Below are 15,011 nucleotides of genomic sequence, written 5' to 3' on the forward strand. Positions count from 1 at the left end.
TGATAAAGCGCTAATTCCGTCACACCTTTTGCTTTTAACAGAGCAAAAAGATCATCGAAATGGAAACGGAAATGTCCAAGGTAATGCCCATCTGATCCAACACTAAACAAGGTATCACCACGTGAAAGATATAAATCGATGACATATTCATATAACGCTAAATTGTCATACAAGTAAGCGCTCTTAGCATTTAATTCGAATGCCAATTTATTTTTGATTACTTGATCTAGAATCGGTAAAAACTGCGCTTCATATTGTTTAAATTCAGCAACGGATAGACCAAATACCCGAAAACCATAGTCAAAATGAGCAAAGACATCTGCTTCTATAACAACTAGTGCTTCTGAAAGTTGTTCAAAATACTGAGGAATCACAATAGCAGGATCCATATCTTTGACTTCGTCATCTAAATAATCAAATTGACCATTATGATGCACACTGAGTAATTTTAAATCGTAATCTTTATCGGCTAAATAGTCGATGATCCGATCCTTTTCAGAAGCGATGTAACCGATTTCGATGCCTTTTAAAACACGATTGCCAAAACGCTTATTTAAGTTATCGATTGTTTGACTGTACATTTCATAATCGGGGATATCATCGACTTTAGTAACAGGATTGGCTAAGTCAAAATGTTCAGTTGTCACGACGTAACCATCGTAGTTTGTTAAATAGTCCTCATTTCTTGGGAGTTTTGAGACTACTATATGCGTTTTTTGTTGATTTACCAACATGTTTAGACATTTTCCTCTAGGAAAAAATTAACTAGCATCACGGGTATACTAGTAATTAGTTGAAGCGTTGAACACAGACTGGTTCGGGGCAGGCAACGTCCTTTTGCAGGAGGGTTAGCTTGCCGGTTTCGGCATCCCGACGGTAGAGAGTCAGGTTATCGGTGTTCTGGTTGGAAGCCAGCAGGTAGGATTCATCAGCATTGAGGTTGAAATCCCGGGGGAAGTCGCCCTCGGTGGAGATGGATTGGACGTGCTTGACCGTAAAGTCCGGTTGAACCGCAAAGACGGCAATGGTGTTTTCACCCCGGTTAGAGGTGTAGATGAACTTGCCGTCCTTAGACATCCGGATGGCGGCAGCCCCGTTGTGGGCGGTCCAGTCAGCCGGAATGGTCTTAATTGTTTGGAGGTGGTCAAAACTAGCGTCGGCGGCGTTATACTTCAGGACCGCAAGCTTGCTGGACAGTTCGCCGAGGACGTAGACGTACTTGCCATTCGGGTGGAAGATCAAATGGCGGGTCCCGAAGCCGGGTTCAAACTTGAAGCGGGAAACGGCCGTCAGCTTGCCGTCGGCGCTCACGTCGTAAACAACGATCAGGTCCATTCCCAAGTCGCAAACGATTAACCGCTGGTCGGGGGTCAGGTCGGCGTAGTGGACGTGCGGCGCCTCCTGTTCAGGTTCGGGGCCGGTTTCACCCTGGTGGGTTACCACGTCGGTCCGGGTCAGGGTCCCGTCAGCAGCAACTTTGAACACTTCCACGTTGGCGGTGTGGTAGTTGGCGCTGTACAGCAGGTGCCGTTGTTCGTCAAGGCCAACGTAGGCCGGCGCCGGGCCTTCTTCCATGAAGGTACTTAGAGTTTCAGCCTGGCCACCGTTAAGGTCGTAGCTTGCTACTCCGGCCTGGTCGCCATCCTGCTTAACGGCGTAGACCCGCTGGTCGGCGCCAACTTGCAGGTAGGCGGGCTTTTGTGAAGGGATGGCGAGCTTGACGTCGGTCAGCTTGCCATTGTCCAGGGTTGCCATGTAAGCACCCTTGCTATCTTTTTTAGTATACGTTCCAATCAAAAACTGTTCACTCAAAATCAGTTCCTCCTTTGAAAATGCTTACTGCTATCATAACAATTCAGATTGATTAATTCTAGTTAGTATTCGGTCACCAGCACTAATAAAGGCTGCGGGTAAGAATCATCCTGAGATTTGATATACAAAACCCGGGTCAGCAGTTATATAATGAAATAGTCAAATCTACTATAATTGGAGGAGTATAAATTTGAAAGAACATAAGAAGATGTATAAGGCGGGGAAACTCTGGCTGACGGCCACCCTGGCTACCGTGACGGGTGCAATGCTGTTGACGAGCCCAGCCTTCGCAGATGAAATAAACTCAACGCAGAGTATGCCACAGGCAACGACAAGCACCAGCAGCACGACTACCGTAGCCGGTAACGCCGCTCTAGCACCTGCCGGAACGGTAAGCAACCAGGGACAAACCAACCTGGGGGGGGGCAGAACCGGCGCCTAGTCAACCTAGTAAGCAGGGCCAGCCAAGTACTTTTGTCGCTCAGCAAAATGCCCCAGTTAAATTAGCGACGAGCACACTGGAATGGGAGTACCGCCTTAGTGCAGATTCAGGGGTGATTCAAGATTATACTGGTCATTTTTCGCTGCAGACTTTTGATGCGTCGCAGATTCACGTTGATTTAGGATGGGGTAATCAGTCTTGTGTGTTGGACCGGGACTGTTATTCATTTTTTGATATGATGACTGGCCAGGAGTTACCAATCGTAAATCCGATGAAGGCTGGTCCTTATTACATTAACCTTAATGCAAGGGGGCTTGCACGGCTAAATGCTCGCGGTGACGGCATTTACAAATTTAACAACACGAGTTATATTGCTGTGTACCTGTCGGATTTGGACCAGGCATATATCAAGACTAAATTTATCGATGGTGCCGGTAGCAAGCAGTACGCTAAGAGCGACCAACCGCTTCCGGTAGATGACCAAAATGTTCAGGTGACGGTCAGTGATTATTCTAATCAGCTGGGAACCTATGTGCCAAGACCAGGTGACCTTGAATATCTCGACAAACACGGGAAGCTGGTTGACCCCCAAGTGGTGGGAACCATCGGTGATTCGTTCGGACAGGCATATTATATTTACCTGAGCCCCCAGGGGATGCGTAATTTGCAGGCAGCACTCCCGTATGTTAAGGGCTTTGCGTCACCCTCAACGATTGATTTAGCTAAAATTACAGTCATTGGACCAGCAAAACCGGTGACCCTGGGACGGATTGTGATTAGCGATGACGAGAATCATTGGTCGAGCTTTGTGGGGGAAGACACCACGAATAACCTGGCGCACTTTAAGGTCCAACGGATGGATGAAAACCGCAATTGGTCGACGGTGGAGCTCCAACCGGGAGACTTAGTGTTTTATGACTTGCAGGGCAACCGCGTTACGCCAGACCACGTCAGCTGGTACAATGTAAACGTCAGCCCGCAGTTGCTTAACCGTTTAAACTCGACGATGCCTTATGCAAATTTTTACAGCCTCCAACGCTCATCAGGCTGCCTGTACTACGTCATGGGACGGGCGACCGCACAAGTGGTGGGGCCGCAGCGGATTAGCTGGCGTGATGCCCGCCACCTGGAAAAAATGGGCTATCAGGTAAACGTGACCTACAATGGGCGGACCATTATTTCTGACTACCATCCGATTAAATGGGACCTCGAATTAGTTGACGACGCTGGTAACGTCGTCACTGACCCACATACCAGCGGTAACTACCGGGTGCGGCTCAGTAAGCAGGGGTACCTTAGTGTGGGATTGAGTAAGAAGGACTTTGCAACGCATTACAAGGTGACCGCGGACATTCCGCAAGCCGTCCAACTCTACCAGCCATACGACCCGACCCCGGCGGACTACCAGCAAAACTATGGCAACTTGGATAGTTATTCACTGCGGCCGGTTTCAGACAGCCAGGCGGCCCTTCACGTTGCCGGCTGGCATGCCAGCGGGGCATCGGCGGTCCTTTCGAATGGCTACTTGATTGTCTTTGATAACACCTTGGGAAATGAAATCAAGCGGGTGGCAATCAAGCCGGTCAACCGGCCAGACGTCCGGGCGGCCTACCAAAACGTTTATGGCAGCCTGGAATCTGGTTTCGACCAGGATATTCTCATCCCGCTCGCTAACGCTGGCGATGACCTGACCGTGATTGCCCGCTACTCTGATGATCCCGTCGGTGGTGAAGGCCAGCGGATTGATCACTGGTTTGCGCGGATCAACGCCGACCACGGTAACCACGCCTGGATTGACAGTGTGCAGTACGTCGACGGTCACTTCCGGGTTAACGGCTGGCACGCGACAAACCAGGCCCTGGGCAAGGGCCACCACACCCTGATTGTCTGGGATGCCAGTCAGGGCAAGGAGTTAACCCGGATCACTGAGCTTCCGGCGGTTGCCCGGCCCGACCTGGTCAAGGCCTTCCCGACAATTCTGGGGGCGGACCACGCCGGCTTTAGTGTTGATATTCCTCTCCTGACGGCGATGACTACGGATAAGATTCAGTTCATTAGCCGCTACTCCAGCATGGCGGACGCCAACCGGGACTACATCGACTACTGGTTTGCCCCACAGCAGTTATTCAGCGACTTAGCTAACCGGGCGAACCTCGATAGTTGGGGTGTCCAAGGGCGGACGCTGCACGCGGCTGGCTGGCACGCTACCAGCCAGTCGGCTGGGCGGCCGTACCACTACCTAATCCTCTTCGACCAGACGACCCAGCGAGAAATCAAGCGGGTCCGGGTGACCGCCAACAGTGCCCGGCCTGACGTTGCCGGGGCCTTTCCGGGAGTCTACAATGCTGGTGATGCGGGCTTTGATGTTAGCTTCAAGTTAAATTCAAGGACCAATGGTCACCGTTTGACGATCCTGAGCCGGTGGACCAGTGATCCGGCCGGCAATGGAAACGCAATCGACTACTGGTTCGGCAGCATGCTGGCGCCGGAACTCTCACTGGTACCGACGTCAGGGAAGAATTCACCGGCTGACCACGATGTTGAAAAGGCCTTCCACATTGATAACGTTAGCGTTGTTAGGACAAAACAGGATCCTCAAATTCAAATTAGCGGGTGGGCGGCAAGCAACTACTGCGCAGACTGGAACCGACAAATGACGGGGGATCCACAAGTTGATTCCGAGATTCTACAGCAAGCTCGAACCGTGGAAGTAATCTTTGGTGGCTTTGAGGGTAATCAGGGCTGGGCGGCTGGTTACCAGTACGGTAATGGAAACGGTGACGTTAATGGAATGAGTCAAATTATACGTCCAGACGTGGCAGCGGCGTACCCAGAAATCTGGGGAAGTCGGTACAGTGGCTTTACGTTTATTGTTGACTCTAGCATAGAGCCGAGCGAGGACTGCCGATTTACCATCAGCTTTTATGCTCCCGATGGAAAACAACACGATGCCATGGTAAGCCCGGTTTACCACTTTGATGTCGAAAATCAAACCTACACGGTGGAAGCAGCGGAGTAGTTGACATCCATAAAAATAAGTGAGGTCAGCTGTGCTATTTGCAATCAAATAGCACAGCTGGCTTTTTTATTACCCAGCGAAGCAGTCGCGGCTGCTTTGTGCTAAACTGAAGGGAGCATAGACGGAGGGAAAATTAAATGAAAAAGAGTGAACGTCAACGCCAGTTTGTCCGGGAGCACCTGGAGTTATTCCGCTGTCCCAGCTGTCAGGCCCCGATGACGGCGGTGGTTGACAATAGTATCAGTTGTGCCAATGGGCATCGAATCGACTTCAACCGCCATGGCTACCTGCATTTTCTAAACGGGGCCGCGGATACTGAGTACGGTCGAGAAATGTTTCTGGCCCGGCGGCAGCTGCTCGCCGCGGGATTGTTTAAACCCATTGTTGCGGCAGTGGCTGACCGTCTGCCGGCCCAGCCGCAGAATATTTTGGACGTCGGTACCGGTGAGGGGACGCCCCTGCTCCAACTAGCGGTACAGCGCCAGCAGGCTCATGATACCTTGATCGGCTTTGACATTTCCAAGGCCGGCGTAACCCTTGCCACCCAGCTGGACTTGACCGCCTTTTTCTGCGTGGCCGATTTGCGCCAGCTGCCGTTCAACGACGAGAGTTTTGATAGCCTGATTGAGCTCTTTTCGCCGTCGGACTATGGGGAATTCAAGCGGGTATTAAAATCCGGCGGGCGGTTGATCAAGGTTGTCCCCAACAGTGACTACTTAGTTGAACTCCGCCGCCTCCTGTATGGGCGGGACCAGGTCCGCTCCCACTATGATAACCAGCAGGTGGTCGACCTCTTCCGCCGTCACTACCCGGACACCCGCGTTGACCGGGTGCGCTACCAATTTGCGATTCCGGACGGGCTCCAGGCACCGTTGGTGGAAATGACGCCACTCCATTGGGGCAGGGGAGCAAAGCGGCTGACCGCCCGGGATTTACAAACGTTGACCGCCATCACGGTCGATGTAAGTGTCCTAACCGGGACGAAGGCAAAATAATATTTGCACTTTCTTAATATTCGTGCTAAATTATTATTCAGAAATCGTTTAGCAATTGATATCGAACAGCGTCGTTAGTAATTGCTAAGGAGTACTTCACTAAAGCAGCGTTTCGCCGTGCCCACACCGAGACCCTGCTTTTTTATTTTTGTGAGGAGAATTAATCATGACTAACCACATTGTCTTATTTGAACCCCTTTTTCCGGCCAATACTGGCAACATTGCCCGAACCTGTGCGGGAACCAATACCGAATTACACCTGATTAAACCGCTGGGCTTTTCCACCGATGACAAGCATATGAAGCGGGCGGGCCTTGATTACTGGGATAAGGTCAAAATTACCTATCACGATGACCTGCCAGCCTTTTTGGCGACGATTCCAGACATGAAGAAGCTCTACATTGTGTCGAAGTTTGCCAGCCGTGACTATACCGACGTGGACTACACCGGGACGGGCGACCACTACTTCTTGTTCGGCAAGGAAACCACCGGCCTGCCGGAAGCCTTTATGCGCAAGTATCCGGAAAATGCCGTCCGGATCCCGCAAAATGATGACAACATCCGGGCCCTGAACTTGTCAAACAGTGCGGCCATTGTTATCTACGAAGCCCTGCGGCAGCAAAGTTTCCCGAACCTGGCGCGGGTTCATACCTACCAGCACGATAAGCTGAAGTAAGGGGGATTAATAATGGGGCGAAGAAAACGGTCGACGAGCCGGCGCACGGCGAAGACGAAGGGCCGGCGCAGCAGCCAGGCAAAGAAAGAAGCCCGTCTGGTGAATAACTTGGTCGGGCTGATCGTTAGTTTACTGATGCTCCTTGGCTTAACCAGCCTGGGCAGTCTGGGAACTTTTATTGCGAACTGCTTCCGGGTCCTGGTGGGCGCAAGCTACCCGCTCGCCATCATTACCGTAATGCTGTTCTCACTCTCCTATACTTTGTATGCTCAGGCGCCGCGGTTTAAACTGCGCTGGATCCTCGGCTACCTGGTAACGTATGCCGGTCTCTTGTTATGGCTCCATGTTTTGATGGTTAGCCGGCAAAACGTCCATGCTAACTTTATCCCGGTCACCTGGAGCAACCTCAGCCGGGTCCTCTTCAATGGGGACAGTACGGTTCCGATTGGCGGGGGGATGCTCGGGGCCTACCTATATAACGGGAGCGATTTCCTGGTCTCTCGGGTAGGCACGGGGATCCTCGCCTGGCTGTTAATGGTGGCGGGGCTAGTAATCTTTTTTGCCCTGCCGTGGCGGCAGTTTTTGGCGCTCACCGGCCGTGGAATTCAGCAGCTGGGCCGGGGGATCCGGGCAATGGGGCAAAAAGTGCGCGATTACGCTGACCGGCCCGCGGTTACGGCGACAACTAGCAAGTCTCCGGCTGCCGCGGTGCCACCGGAAGAAGAAAAACCGGCAGCACCGGTCGAACCAGCGCTGCCAGCCCAAACGGCGACTCCTCCGGTGGTTGAAGCAGCCCAGCCCCAGCCAGCACCGAAGATTACCGTGGCCAGCAGCAAGCAGGAGGACGAGCCGGCGCCAAGTGAGCAGGCCGATGGCGAACTGCCAATGACGGGAATTACGGCGCAGGAGGATAAGGACTACCGGTTGCCGCCATTAGACCTGCTGACGAAGGTCCCCGCGATGGACCAGCAGGGGGACCTGAAAAACATTCAGCAGAATACGAAGACCCTGCAGACGACCCTGCAGTCATTTGGGGTCGAAGCGACGGTGGAAAACGTCAACCTTGGCCCGTCCGTCACCAAGTACGAGCTGCGGCCCGCGGTTGGGGTCAAGGTGAGCCGGATTACCCACCTGGCGGACGACCTTGCCCTCGCTCTCGCCGCGAAGGATATTCGGATTGAGGCGCCGATTCCGGGTAAGTCGTTGATTGGGATCGAGGTCCCGAATAAGCAGGTGGCGACCGTCGGCTTCCGCAATATGTTTGAAGCGGCGCCCGCGGACGACCACCCCCTGAACGTGCCATTAGGGCGAACGGTGACCGGCGACGTCGAGATGGCGGACTTGACCAAGATGCCCCACCTCCTGATTGCCGGGGCGACCGGGAGTGGGAAGTCGGTGGCCATCAACGTTATTTTGACCAGCATCCTCCTCAAGGCCAAGCCCCACCAGGTCAAGTTGCTGCTGATCGACCCGAAAAAGGTGGAGCTGAGCGTTTATAACGGAATTCCCCACCTGCTCAGCCCGGTCGTTTCGGAACCGAAGAAGGCGGCCCGGGCCCTGGGCAAGGTGGTGGCCGAAATGGAACGCCGTTATGAGCTATTTGCGAAGTTCGGCGTGCGGAACCTGGCCGGTTACAACAAGCTGGTCCAGGATCACAACAGCCAGGAGGACAGTACGGACCAGCCGAGTCTGCCCCTGATCCTGGTGGTCGTCGACGAACTGGCCGACCTGATGATGACTGTTTCCAATGATGTTGAAGACGCGATTGTCCGGATTGCCCAAATGGGCCGGGCCGCTGGAATTCACATGATTCTTGCTACCCAGCGGCCGTCGGTGGATGTCATTACCGGCCTGATCAAGGCCAACGTTCCCTCCCGGATTGCCTTTGCCGTTTCTAGTGGTATCGATTCCCGGACGATCATTGACACTAACGGGGCCGAAAAACTGCTGGGGCGGGGTGATATGCTCTTTGAACCGATTGACCAAAACAAGCCGACTCGGGTCCAGGGGGCCTTCATCTCTGACCACGATGTCGAAGCGGTGGTTGACTACATCAAGCAGGAACAGCCAGCGGAATATGACGAAAGCATGGTGGTAACTGACCAGGAGATGGCAGCTGAAGAGGAGCAGGAAGATGAGGACGAACTGTTCCCAGAAGCCCTTAAATTCGTGGCGGCGGAGCAAAAAGCCTCGACTTCATTGATTCAGCGGCGTTTTCGGATTGGTTATAACCGGGCGGCCCGGATCATCGACGACTTGGAGCAGCGGGGCTACATTGGGCCCGCGAACGGCTCCAAGCCCCGGGAAGTGTTTAAGCAGCCGGATGATGAACAGCAGCCGCCAGCAGAATAGAACTAAAAAACTCGCAACCCAACTACCGGCTCAAAAGGCCGACAAGTTGATTGCGAGTTTTTAATTTGTATTGATTGCTGTTTGGACCCTAGTTTCCCATTAGCGAAACGACCGCGCTGAAAATCAGCGAGCCGAGCATGGCAATCAGCATCAGCCAAATCGCCACCATCGTTATTTTTTGAAACCGGGTTTTCTTTTTGTGTTGCATGAAATTTCCGCCTTTCGCTATCTAAACTCCTTGTAGTTTACCTCAATTCCCTGGTCAATTTCAAACGAACCGCCGGCCGTTATGGTAAACTGGAACAAAATGACATAATGGGGAAGGAATGCAGTGTGACGATTAATTACCAGCGGACCCTTTTGCAGGTCCTAATAATCCTAATTTTTATCGGGGTGAAGTACCTGAGCAGCCGGTTTGCCCAGGGGAAGAAGCACCCAACGTTCTGGTGGGCCCTCACCGCCATCCTGTTCTGGCTGCTGGCCTGGTGGAATTTTGGTCTCTATTGGAGCGCCTATCCGGTTGCGGTGTGGATGGTCCTGGCACTCGTGCTGATTGTTATCCAGTTGGTGCACAATCACGAGTTCTTGTACCGCCGCTACTGGCCGCCGTTTTGGCGCGGTTCGGCCTGGCTAGCGATTATTTCATTTGGCTTATCCTTGTTTGCCGGGATGCTGCCTCTGGTTTGATCCATTATTTGCATAAGGAACTTTGTTGACGATAATCGCGGTCCGCCCGGTTATCGTTTTTTATTTGAATTCACGTGGTGAGAAGTGGGGGAATGTGGTAGACTATTCCTATAAAGTGGTAAAAGGGGGGATCGGCCGTGCTGATGGGTGAATATAATCACGTGATTGACGCCAAGGGACGCCTGATTATCCCCGCCAAATTTCGTGACCAGCTCGGCGCCGCCTTCGTTATCACCCGTGGCCTGGATGGTTGCCTTTTTGGCTACCCGCAAGCGGAGTGGCAGCGGCTCGAAGCGAAGCTAACCAGCCTGCCGCTGACGAAGCGGGACGCCCGGGCCTTTGTCCGTTTCTTGTATTCGGCAGCAACGGAGTGCGAGCTTGACCGCCAGGGACGGGTTAACATTCCCGCAATTTTACGACAGCACGCGGCTCTGCAAAAGGACTGCGTGATTATTGGCGTTTCCAACCGTTTTGAAATTTGGAGTGCCGACCGGTGGAACGATTACTCAACGACCACCGCGGATAACTTTGATGAAATTGCCGAAGACCTGCAGATTGACTTTTAGGGAAAGGGGGCTTAAATGGCGATGGCCGAGTTTAACCACGTAACAGTGCTATTAAAAGAAGCCGTAGCCGGACTGAATATCCGGCCAACGGGAACCTACGTTGATGGGACCCTTGGTGGTGGCGGCCACACTAGCGCCATCTTGGGCCAGCTCACCACCGGTCATTTGTATTCCTTTGACCAGGATGAAACCGCGATTGATTACAACCGCGACCAGCTTAACGACGCAATTGCGGCTGGCAAGTTGACCCTGGTCGAGGATAATTTCCGGCACCTCCAGCAGGCGTTAGCCGCGCACGGGGTCCGAAGGGTCGACGGGGTCTTGTACGACTTGGGGGTTTCGTCGCCACAGTTTGATGATGCCCAGCGGGGCTTTAGCTACAAACTCGATGCCCCGCTGGATATGCGGATGAACCAGGACCAATCCCTATCGGCGATGGAAGTGGTGAACGAGTGGCCCTACGAACGGCTCGTCCGGATCCTCTATCGTTACGGTGAGGAACGGTTTGCCAAGCAGATTGCTCGCAAAATCGAGCAGCGGCGCCAACGGGAACCAATCCGGACGACCTTTGAACTGGTTGACGTCATTAAGGAGGCCATCCCGGCGGCAGCCCGCCGCCACGGCGGGCACCCGGCCAAGAAGAGTTTTCAAGCGGTTCGAATCGCGGTCAACGATGAACTGGGGGCGCTTGAAGAATCTTTGGAGCAGGCATTGGCAATGCTGACCGTCGGCGGGCGGATCAGCGTCATTACCTTTCAGTCACTGGAGGACCGCCTCGTTAAGACGCTCTTTAGGGAAAAGTCATCGCTCAGCGCGGACTTGCCCCAGGGACTTCCGGTAATTCCGGCGGGGATGAGCCCGGACTTTAAGCTAATTAACCGGAAACCAATTCTGCCCAGCGCACAGGAATTGGCGGCTAACCACCGTGCGCACAGTGCCAAGTTACGGATTATTGAAAAGATTAAATAGAGTAAGGTAGTGTTTTAATAATGGTTTCTAATGCAGCAAGGAAATACGAAGAAGAACAAGCGCAGGTGCTGCCTGCAGACCAGCCCGGGACAGTTGTTCAACCGGTTCGCTGGTCACGGTTTGAACGGTTATTAATGGTTGTCGGGAGTGCGGTAACCCTATTGTTGATTATTGCCCTGCTTTCCACTAAAATTTCAATTAATACGCGTCAGCATAACTTGCAGGACCTACAATCCAAGGTTGCCCAAGTAAAGAATAATAACGCCAGCGACCGGCAGGAGATTGCCGATTTAACCAGTCAGGGCAACTTAAAAAAGGTTGCTCACCAGTATGGCCTCTCTGACAAAAATTCAAACGTAAGGAACGTTAATAAATAATGAACAACGAGTCACAACGAGCGAAAACTAAGAAAAATAATAGCAATCGGGGGAATTTCGGTAAGTGGTTATTCTTCATCACGGTTGGATTGTTTCTCTTATTTTTCGTTCGTTTTGCTTATATTGCGATTAACCGGGATATTCAGCACGTTAACCTGCAATCACAGGCGGAACAAATCTATACCCAGCGCCGGACGATCCAGGCCAAGCGGGGGAACATTTACGATAACAAGGGTGGCGTGATAGCCACCGACACCAGCAAGTATACGGTCTATGCGGTCGTGGACAAGACGCAGCATTCGACCAGCGGGAAGCCGCTCTACGTGCAAAATAAGCAAAAGACTGCCCGAGTCCTGGCCCGCTACATCAACCTGCCGGAAGATAAAATCCTCAAGCAGCTTAAGACCAAGAGTCAGGTGTACCAAGTTGAATTTGGTCCTGCCGGGAGCAACCTCTCAGTCGCGACCATGCAGAAAATCAAAAAGGAGCACCTGCAGGGAATCGGCTTTATGGCAACGCCGGCCCGGCAATATCCGGAAGGCGAATTTGCCTCCCAGATTATTGGTTTGGCGTCACCGATTACTAACCAGCGGGGCCAGACCAACCTGAAGGGACAGGTCGGTTTGGAAAGCTACTTTGACAAGCGCTTGACCGGGACCAACGGGATGCGGCAGGACAAGCGGGACCTTTATGGCTACCGTTTAGCCAATTCCAAGGCCGTGACCAAGCCGGCCGTCAACGGGGATAATGTCTACACGACAATTGACCCCCAGACCCAGCAGCTGCTGGAAAACAAGGTCAACCACGTCTACAAGGACGGGAAGCCCAATTCGGTAACCGCGATTGTCATGGATGCCAAGACTGGCCGGATTGTTGCGGCCACCCAGCGGCCGACCCTAAATTCCAGCCAGCCCGTCTGGCGGAATATGTTTGTGCAGGATGCCTATGAACCCGGGTCAACGATGAAGATTTTGGCCCTGAGCGCGGCAATTGACACCGGCCACTTTGACCCGAAGGCAACTTTCCAGTCGGGGACCTGGTCAATGGGCGGCGGTAAGATTGTCGATTGGTCAAGTACCGGTTGGGGAACCATCAGCTATAAAGATGCCTTTGATATGTCCAGTAACGTCGGGTTCGCCCACGTGGAGCAGAATATGGGGGCCAAGACCTGGATGAAGTATATCCGGCGCTTCGGCCTGCTGAAAAAAGTCAACGTGGTCGGGATGGACAATGAGGTCTCCGGATTCACCCAGTTTAAGGGAATCCTAGAACAGGCCAATACGGCCTTTGGTCAGGGGATTACCGTCAACGAAATGCAGATGCTGCGGGCCATCGGGGCCGTGGCCAATAACGGAAAAATGATGCAGCCATACATCATTAAAAAGGTTGAAACGGCTAACGGAAAGGTGGTCAAGGCCACCCAGCCGACTGCGGTTGGCCAGCCGATTAAAGCCAGCACCGCCAAACAGGTTCGCAAGTATATGGAAGGGGTGGTTTACGACCAGAAGGGGCTCGGCCACGACTTCCAAATCAAGGGCTACCGGGTTGCCGGGAAGACCGGGACGGCCCAGATTGGTGGAGCGAATGGTTACAGCAAGGGTGATACCAACTACCTGTATTCCTTTGCTGGAATGGCGCCGGCGAAGAACCCGCGCTACGTGATGTACGTAACGCTGCGCCAGCCCCAAAATTTGAGCACTTCGGCGACTAAGCAGATGGCCTCAATCTTTAATCCGGTAATGGAGATGCTCCTAGAGAAGAACCAGCCGGCTGGCTCGAGCGTTGCCAAAATGCCCGAACTGGTCGGGCAAAACCGGGATGACGCGGCAAAACAGCTCAGCGGGCTGAAGATTCAACCGGTAGTAATTGGCAATGGCAAGACGATCCGGAGCCAATCGATTCCGGCGGGGGACCAACTCTTGAGAAACCAGCGGGTAATTCTAGACGCCGGGGGCAGCTACCAGATGCCGGATCTCAACGGTTGGAGTTCTGCAGACGTCCAAGAACTGGCAACCCTGCTCCACTTGAAGCTTAAAGAGCAGGGCAGCGGCTATGTTAACAAGCAGAGCATTAGCGCCAACAGCAAGCTTAGCAAGGGCCAGACCCTAACGGTTACCTATGCGCAACACTAAAACAGGAGGAAAACAATGCACATTGCGGCGATTATTTTAACGTTAATCAGTTCATTTCTTATTACCTTTTTGCTGATGCCGGGTTTAATTCGGTATTTTCGCGCCAAAAAGGAGGGCCAGCAGATTCGGGAAGAAGGCCCTAAGTGGCACGCTAAAAAGGCGGGGACGCCGACGATGGGCGGCCTGCTCTTCATTATCTCGGCGGTCATTACCGTTTTATGGGTCGCGGCCTGGCAGGGCTTATTAAATAATACCCTCTGGGCGTTGCTCTTTGTCCTCGTTGTGTATGGTCTGATTGGAATGTGGGACGACAGCATTAAGATTTTTCACCACCAAAACGAAGGGTTTAAGGCCTGGCAAAAAGCGCTTTGCCAGGTTATCGCGGCAATGGTCTTTACCGTAATTTACCAACACGAAGGCTATCAAATGGGCTTTGGCAGCAATCAGTACGGCTGGCTGTACGGCCTCTTTATCATTTTCTGGATTGTCGGCTTTTCTAACGCGGTCAACCTGACTGACGGTCTGGATGGTTTGGTCAGCGGGCTGGGAATTATCTCCTTTTTGGCCTACTTCATCATTGCCCTCTGGAGCGGCTACGCCGAAGTGGCCCTCTTCTGCTTGGCGATGATCGGGACCCTGGCCGGGTTCTTCCCGTATAACCACAAGCCGGCGAAGATTTTCATGGGCGATATGGGCTCGTTAGCGATCGGGGCGTCACTAGCGGCGGTGTCCCTCTTGCTGCACCACGAATGGTCGCTGCTGGTGATCGGGATTGTCTACGTTTGTGAAACGGCCAGTGTAATGCTGCAGGTGGCCTCGTTTAAGCTGACGGGGAAGCGGATTTTTAAGATGAGTCCGATCCATCACCACTTTGAGATGTGCGGCTGGAGCGAGTGGAAGATTGACATTGTCTTCTGGAGCGTCGGCCTGGTCGCAGCCATTATTGCAGTAGCAACGATTATCCTGGCATAGTCCGTTGAGGAA

14 protein-coding genes are annotated in these 15,011 nt (G+C 52.9%); 11 read left to right on the forward strand and 3 right to left on the reverse strand.

The window, feature by feature from the left end; all coding sequences use genetic code 11:
- Positions 1-647 (reverse strand): PHP domain-containing protein (locus HMPREF0494_RS00155; protein WP_050759639.1); only part of this gene is annotated, 647 nt, incomplete at its 3' end.
- A gap of 142 nt (positions 648-789) precedes the next feature.
- Positions 790-1,812, reverse strand: coding sequence for a lactonase family protein (locus HMPREF0494_RS00160; protein ID WP_007122865.1), 1,023 nt, complete (start codon positions 1,810-1,812; stop codon positions 790-792).
- A gap of 190 nt (positions 1,813-2,002) precedes the next feature.
- Here HMPREF0494_RS00160 and HMPREF0494_RS00165 point away from each other — a divergent pair, with 190 nt between their 5' ends.
- The 5 genes from HMPREF0494_RS00165 to HMPREF0494_RS00185 all read left to right on the forward strand — a co-directional run bounded on the left by HMPREF0494_RS00165 (position 2,003) and on the right by HMPREF0494_RS00185 (position 9,296).
- Entirely contained in the window at positions 2,003-2,254 is a 252-nt protein-coding gene (locus tag HMPREF0494_RS00165; RefSeq protein WP_040458595.1) for a KxYKxGKxW signal peptide domain-containing protein, read from the forward strand.
- Positions 2,255-2,630: 376 nt separating this feature from the next.
- A complete protein-coding gene (locus HMPREF0494_RS10710; protein WP_155802454.1) occupies positions 2,631-5,273 on the forward strand; it encodes a hypothetical protein in 2,643 nt (880 codons plus the stop codon).
- 137 nt (positions 5,274-5,410) lie between these two features.
- Entirely contained in the window at positions 5,411-6,268 is an 858-nt protein-coding gene (locus HMPREF0494_RS00175; protein ID WP_007122868.1) for a methyltransferase domain-containing protein, read from the forward strand.
- Positions 6,269-6,434: 166 nt separating this feature from the next.
- A complete protein-coding gene (trmL, locus tag HMPREF0494_RS00180) occupies positions 6,435-6,944 on the forward strand; it encodes a tRNA (uridine(34)/cytosine(34)/5-carboxymethylaminomethyluridine(34)-2'-O)-methyltransferase TrmL (RefSeq protein ID WP_007122869.1) in 510 nt (169 codons plus the stop codon).
- Between the two features lie 12 nt (positions 6,945-6,956).
- On the forward strand, positions 6,957-9,296 hold the full coding sequence (locus HMPREF0494_RS00185) for an FtsK/SpoIIIE family DNA translocase (RefSeq protein WP_007122870.1): 2,340 nt from the start codon (positions 6,957-6,959) through the stop codon (positions 9,294-9,296).
- An 88-nt stretch (positions 9,297-9,384) separates the two neighbouring features.
- Here the strand turns inward: HMPREF0494_RS00185 and HMPREF0494_RS10860 are convergent, their stop codons facing one another.
- A complete protein-coding gene (locus HMPREF0494_RS10860; RefSeq protein ID WP_003712693.1) occupies positions 9,385-9,504 on the reverse strand; it encodes a DUF4044 domain-containing protein in 120 nt (39 codons plus the stop codon).
- Between the two features lie 107 nt (positions 9,505-9,611).
- On the opposite strand from HMPREF0494_RS10860, the gene HMPREF0494_RS00190 reads away from it, so the two are divergent.
- The 6 genes from HMPREF0494_RS00190 (at position 9,612) to mraY (ending at position 14,999) form a co-directional block, all read left to right on the forward strand.
- Positions 9,612-9,983, forward strand: a complete 372-nt coding sequence (locus HMPREF0494_RS00190; protein WP_007122871.1) for a hypothetical protein — start codon at positions 9,612-9,614, stop codon at positions 9,981-9,983.
- A 137-nt stretch (positions 9,984-10,120) separates the two neighbouring features.
- Positions 10,121-10,549 carry a division/cell wall cluster transcriptional repressor MraZ gene (mraZ, locus tag HMPREF0494_RS00195; RefSeq protein ID WP_040458597.1) on the forward strand — a complete coding sequence of 143 codons (429 nt, stop codon included), beginning with the start codon at positions 10,121-10,123 and terminating at the stop codon, positions 10,547-10,549.
- A gap of 21 nt (positions 10,550-10,570) precedes the next feature.
- Complete coding sequence (gene rsmH, locus HMPREF0494_RS00200) at positions 10,571-11,518, forward strand: 16S rRNA (cytosine(1402)-N(4))-methyltransferase RsmH (protein WP_040458732.1); 948 nt, start codon at positions 10,571-10,573, stop codon at positions 11,516-11,518.
- Positions 11,519-11,538: 20 nt separating this feature from the next.
- On the forward strand, positions 11,539-11,895 hold the full coding sequence (ftsL2, locus tag HMPREF0494_RS00205) for a cell division protein FtsL (RefSeq protein WP_007122874.1): 357 nt from the start codon (positions 11,539-11,541) through the stop codon (positions 11,893-11,895).
- Positions 11,895-14,027 carry a penicillin-binding transpeptidase domain-containing protein gene (locus tag HMPREF0494_RS00210; protein ID WP_007122875.1) on the forward strand — a complete coding sequence of 711 codons (2,133 nt, stop codon included), beginning with the start codon at positions 11,895-11,897 and terminating at the stop codon, positions 14,025-14,027. Before ftsL2 ends, HMPREF0494_RS00210 begins: the two co-directional genes overlap by 1 nt.
- Positions 14,028-14,042: 15 nt before the next feature.
- Entirely contained in the window at positions 14,043-14,999 is a 957-nt protein-coding gene (mraY, locus tag HMPREF0494_RS00215; RefSeq protein WP_007122876.1) for a phospho-N-acetylmuramoyl-pentapeptide-transferase, read from the forward strand.
- Positions 15,000-15,011 lie beyond the last annotated feature (12 nt).

Origin of the sequence: Limosilactobacillus antri DSM 16041 (genome assembly GCF_000160835.1) — a bacterium.
GTDB classification, from domain to species: Bacteria; Bacillota; Bacilli; order Lactobacillales; family Lactobacillaceae; genus Limosilactobacillus; species Limosilactobacillus antri.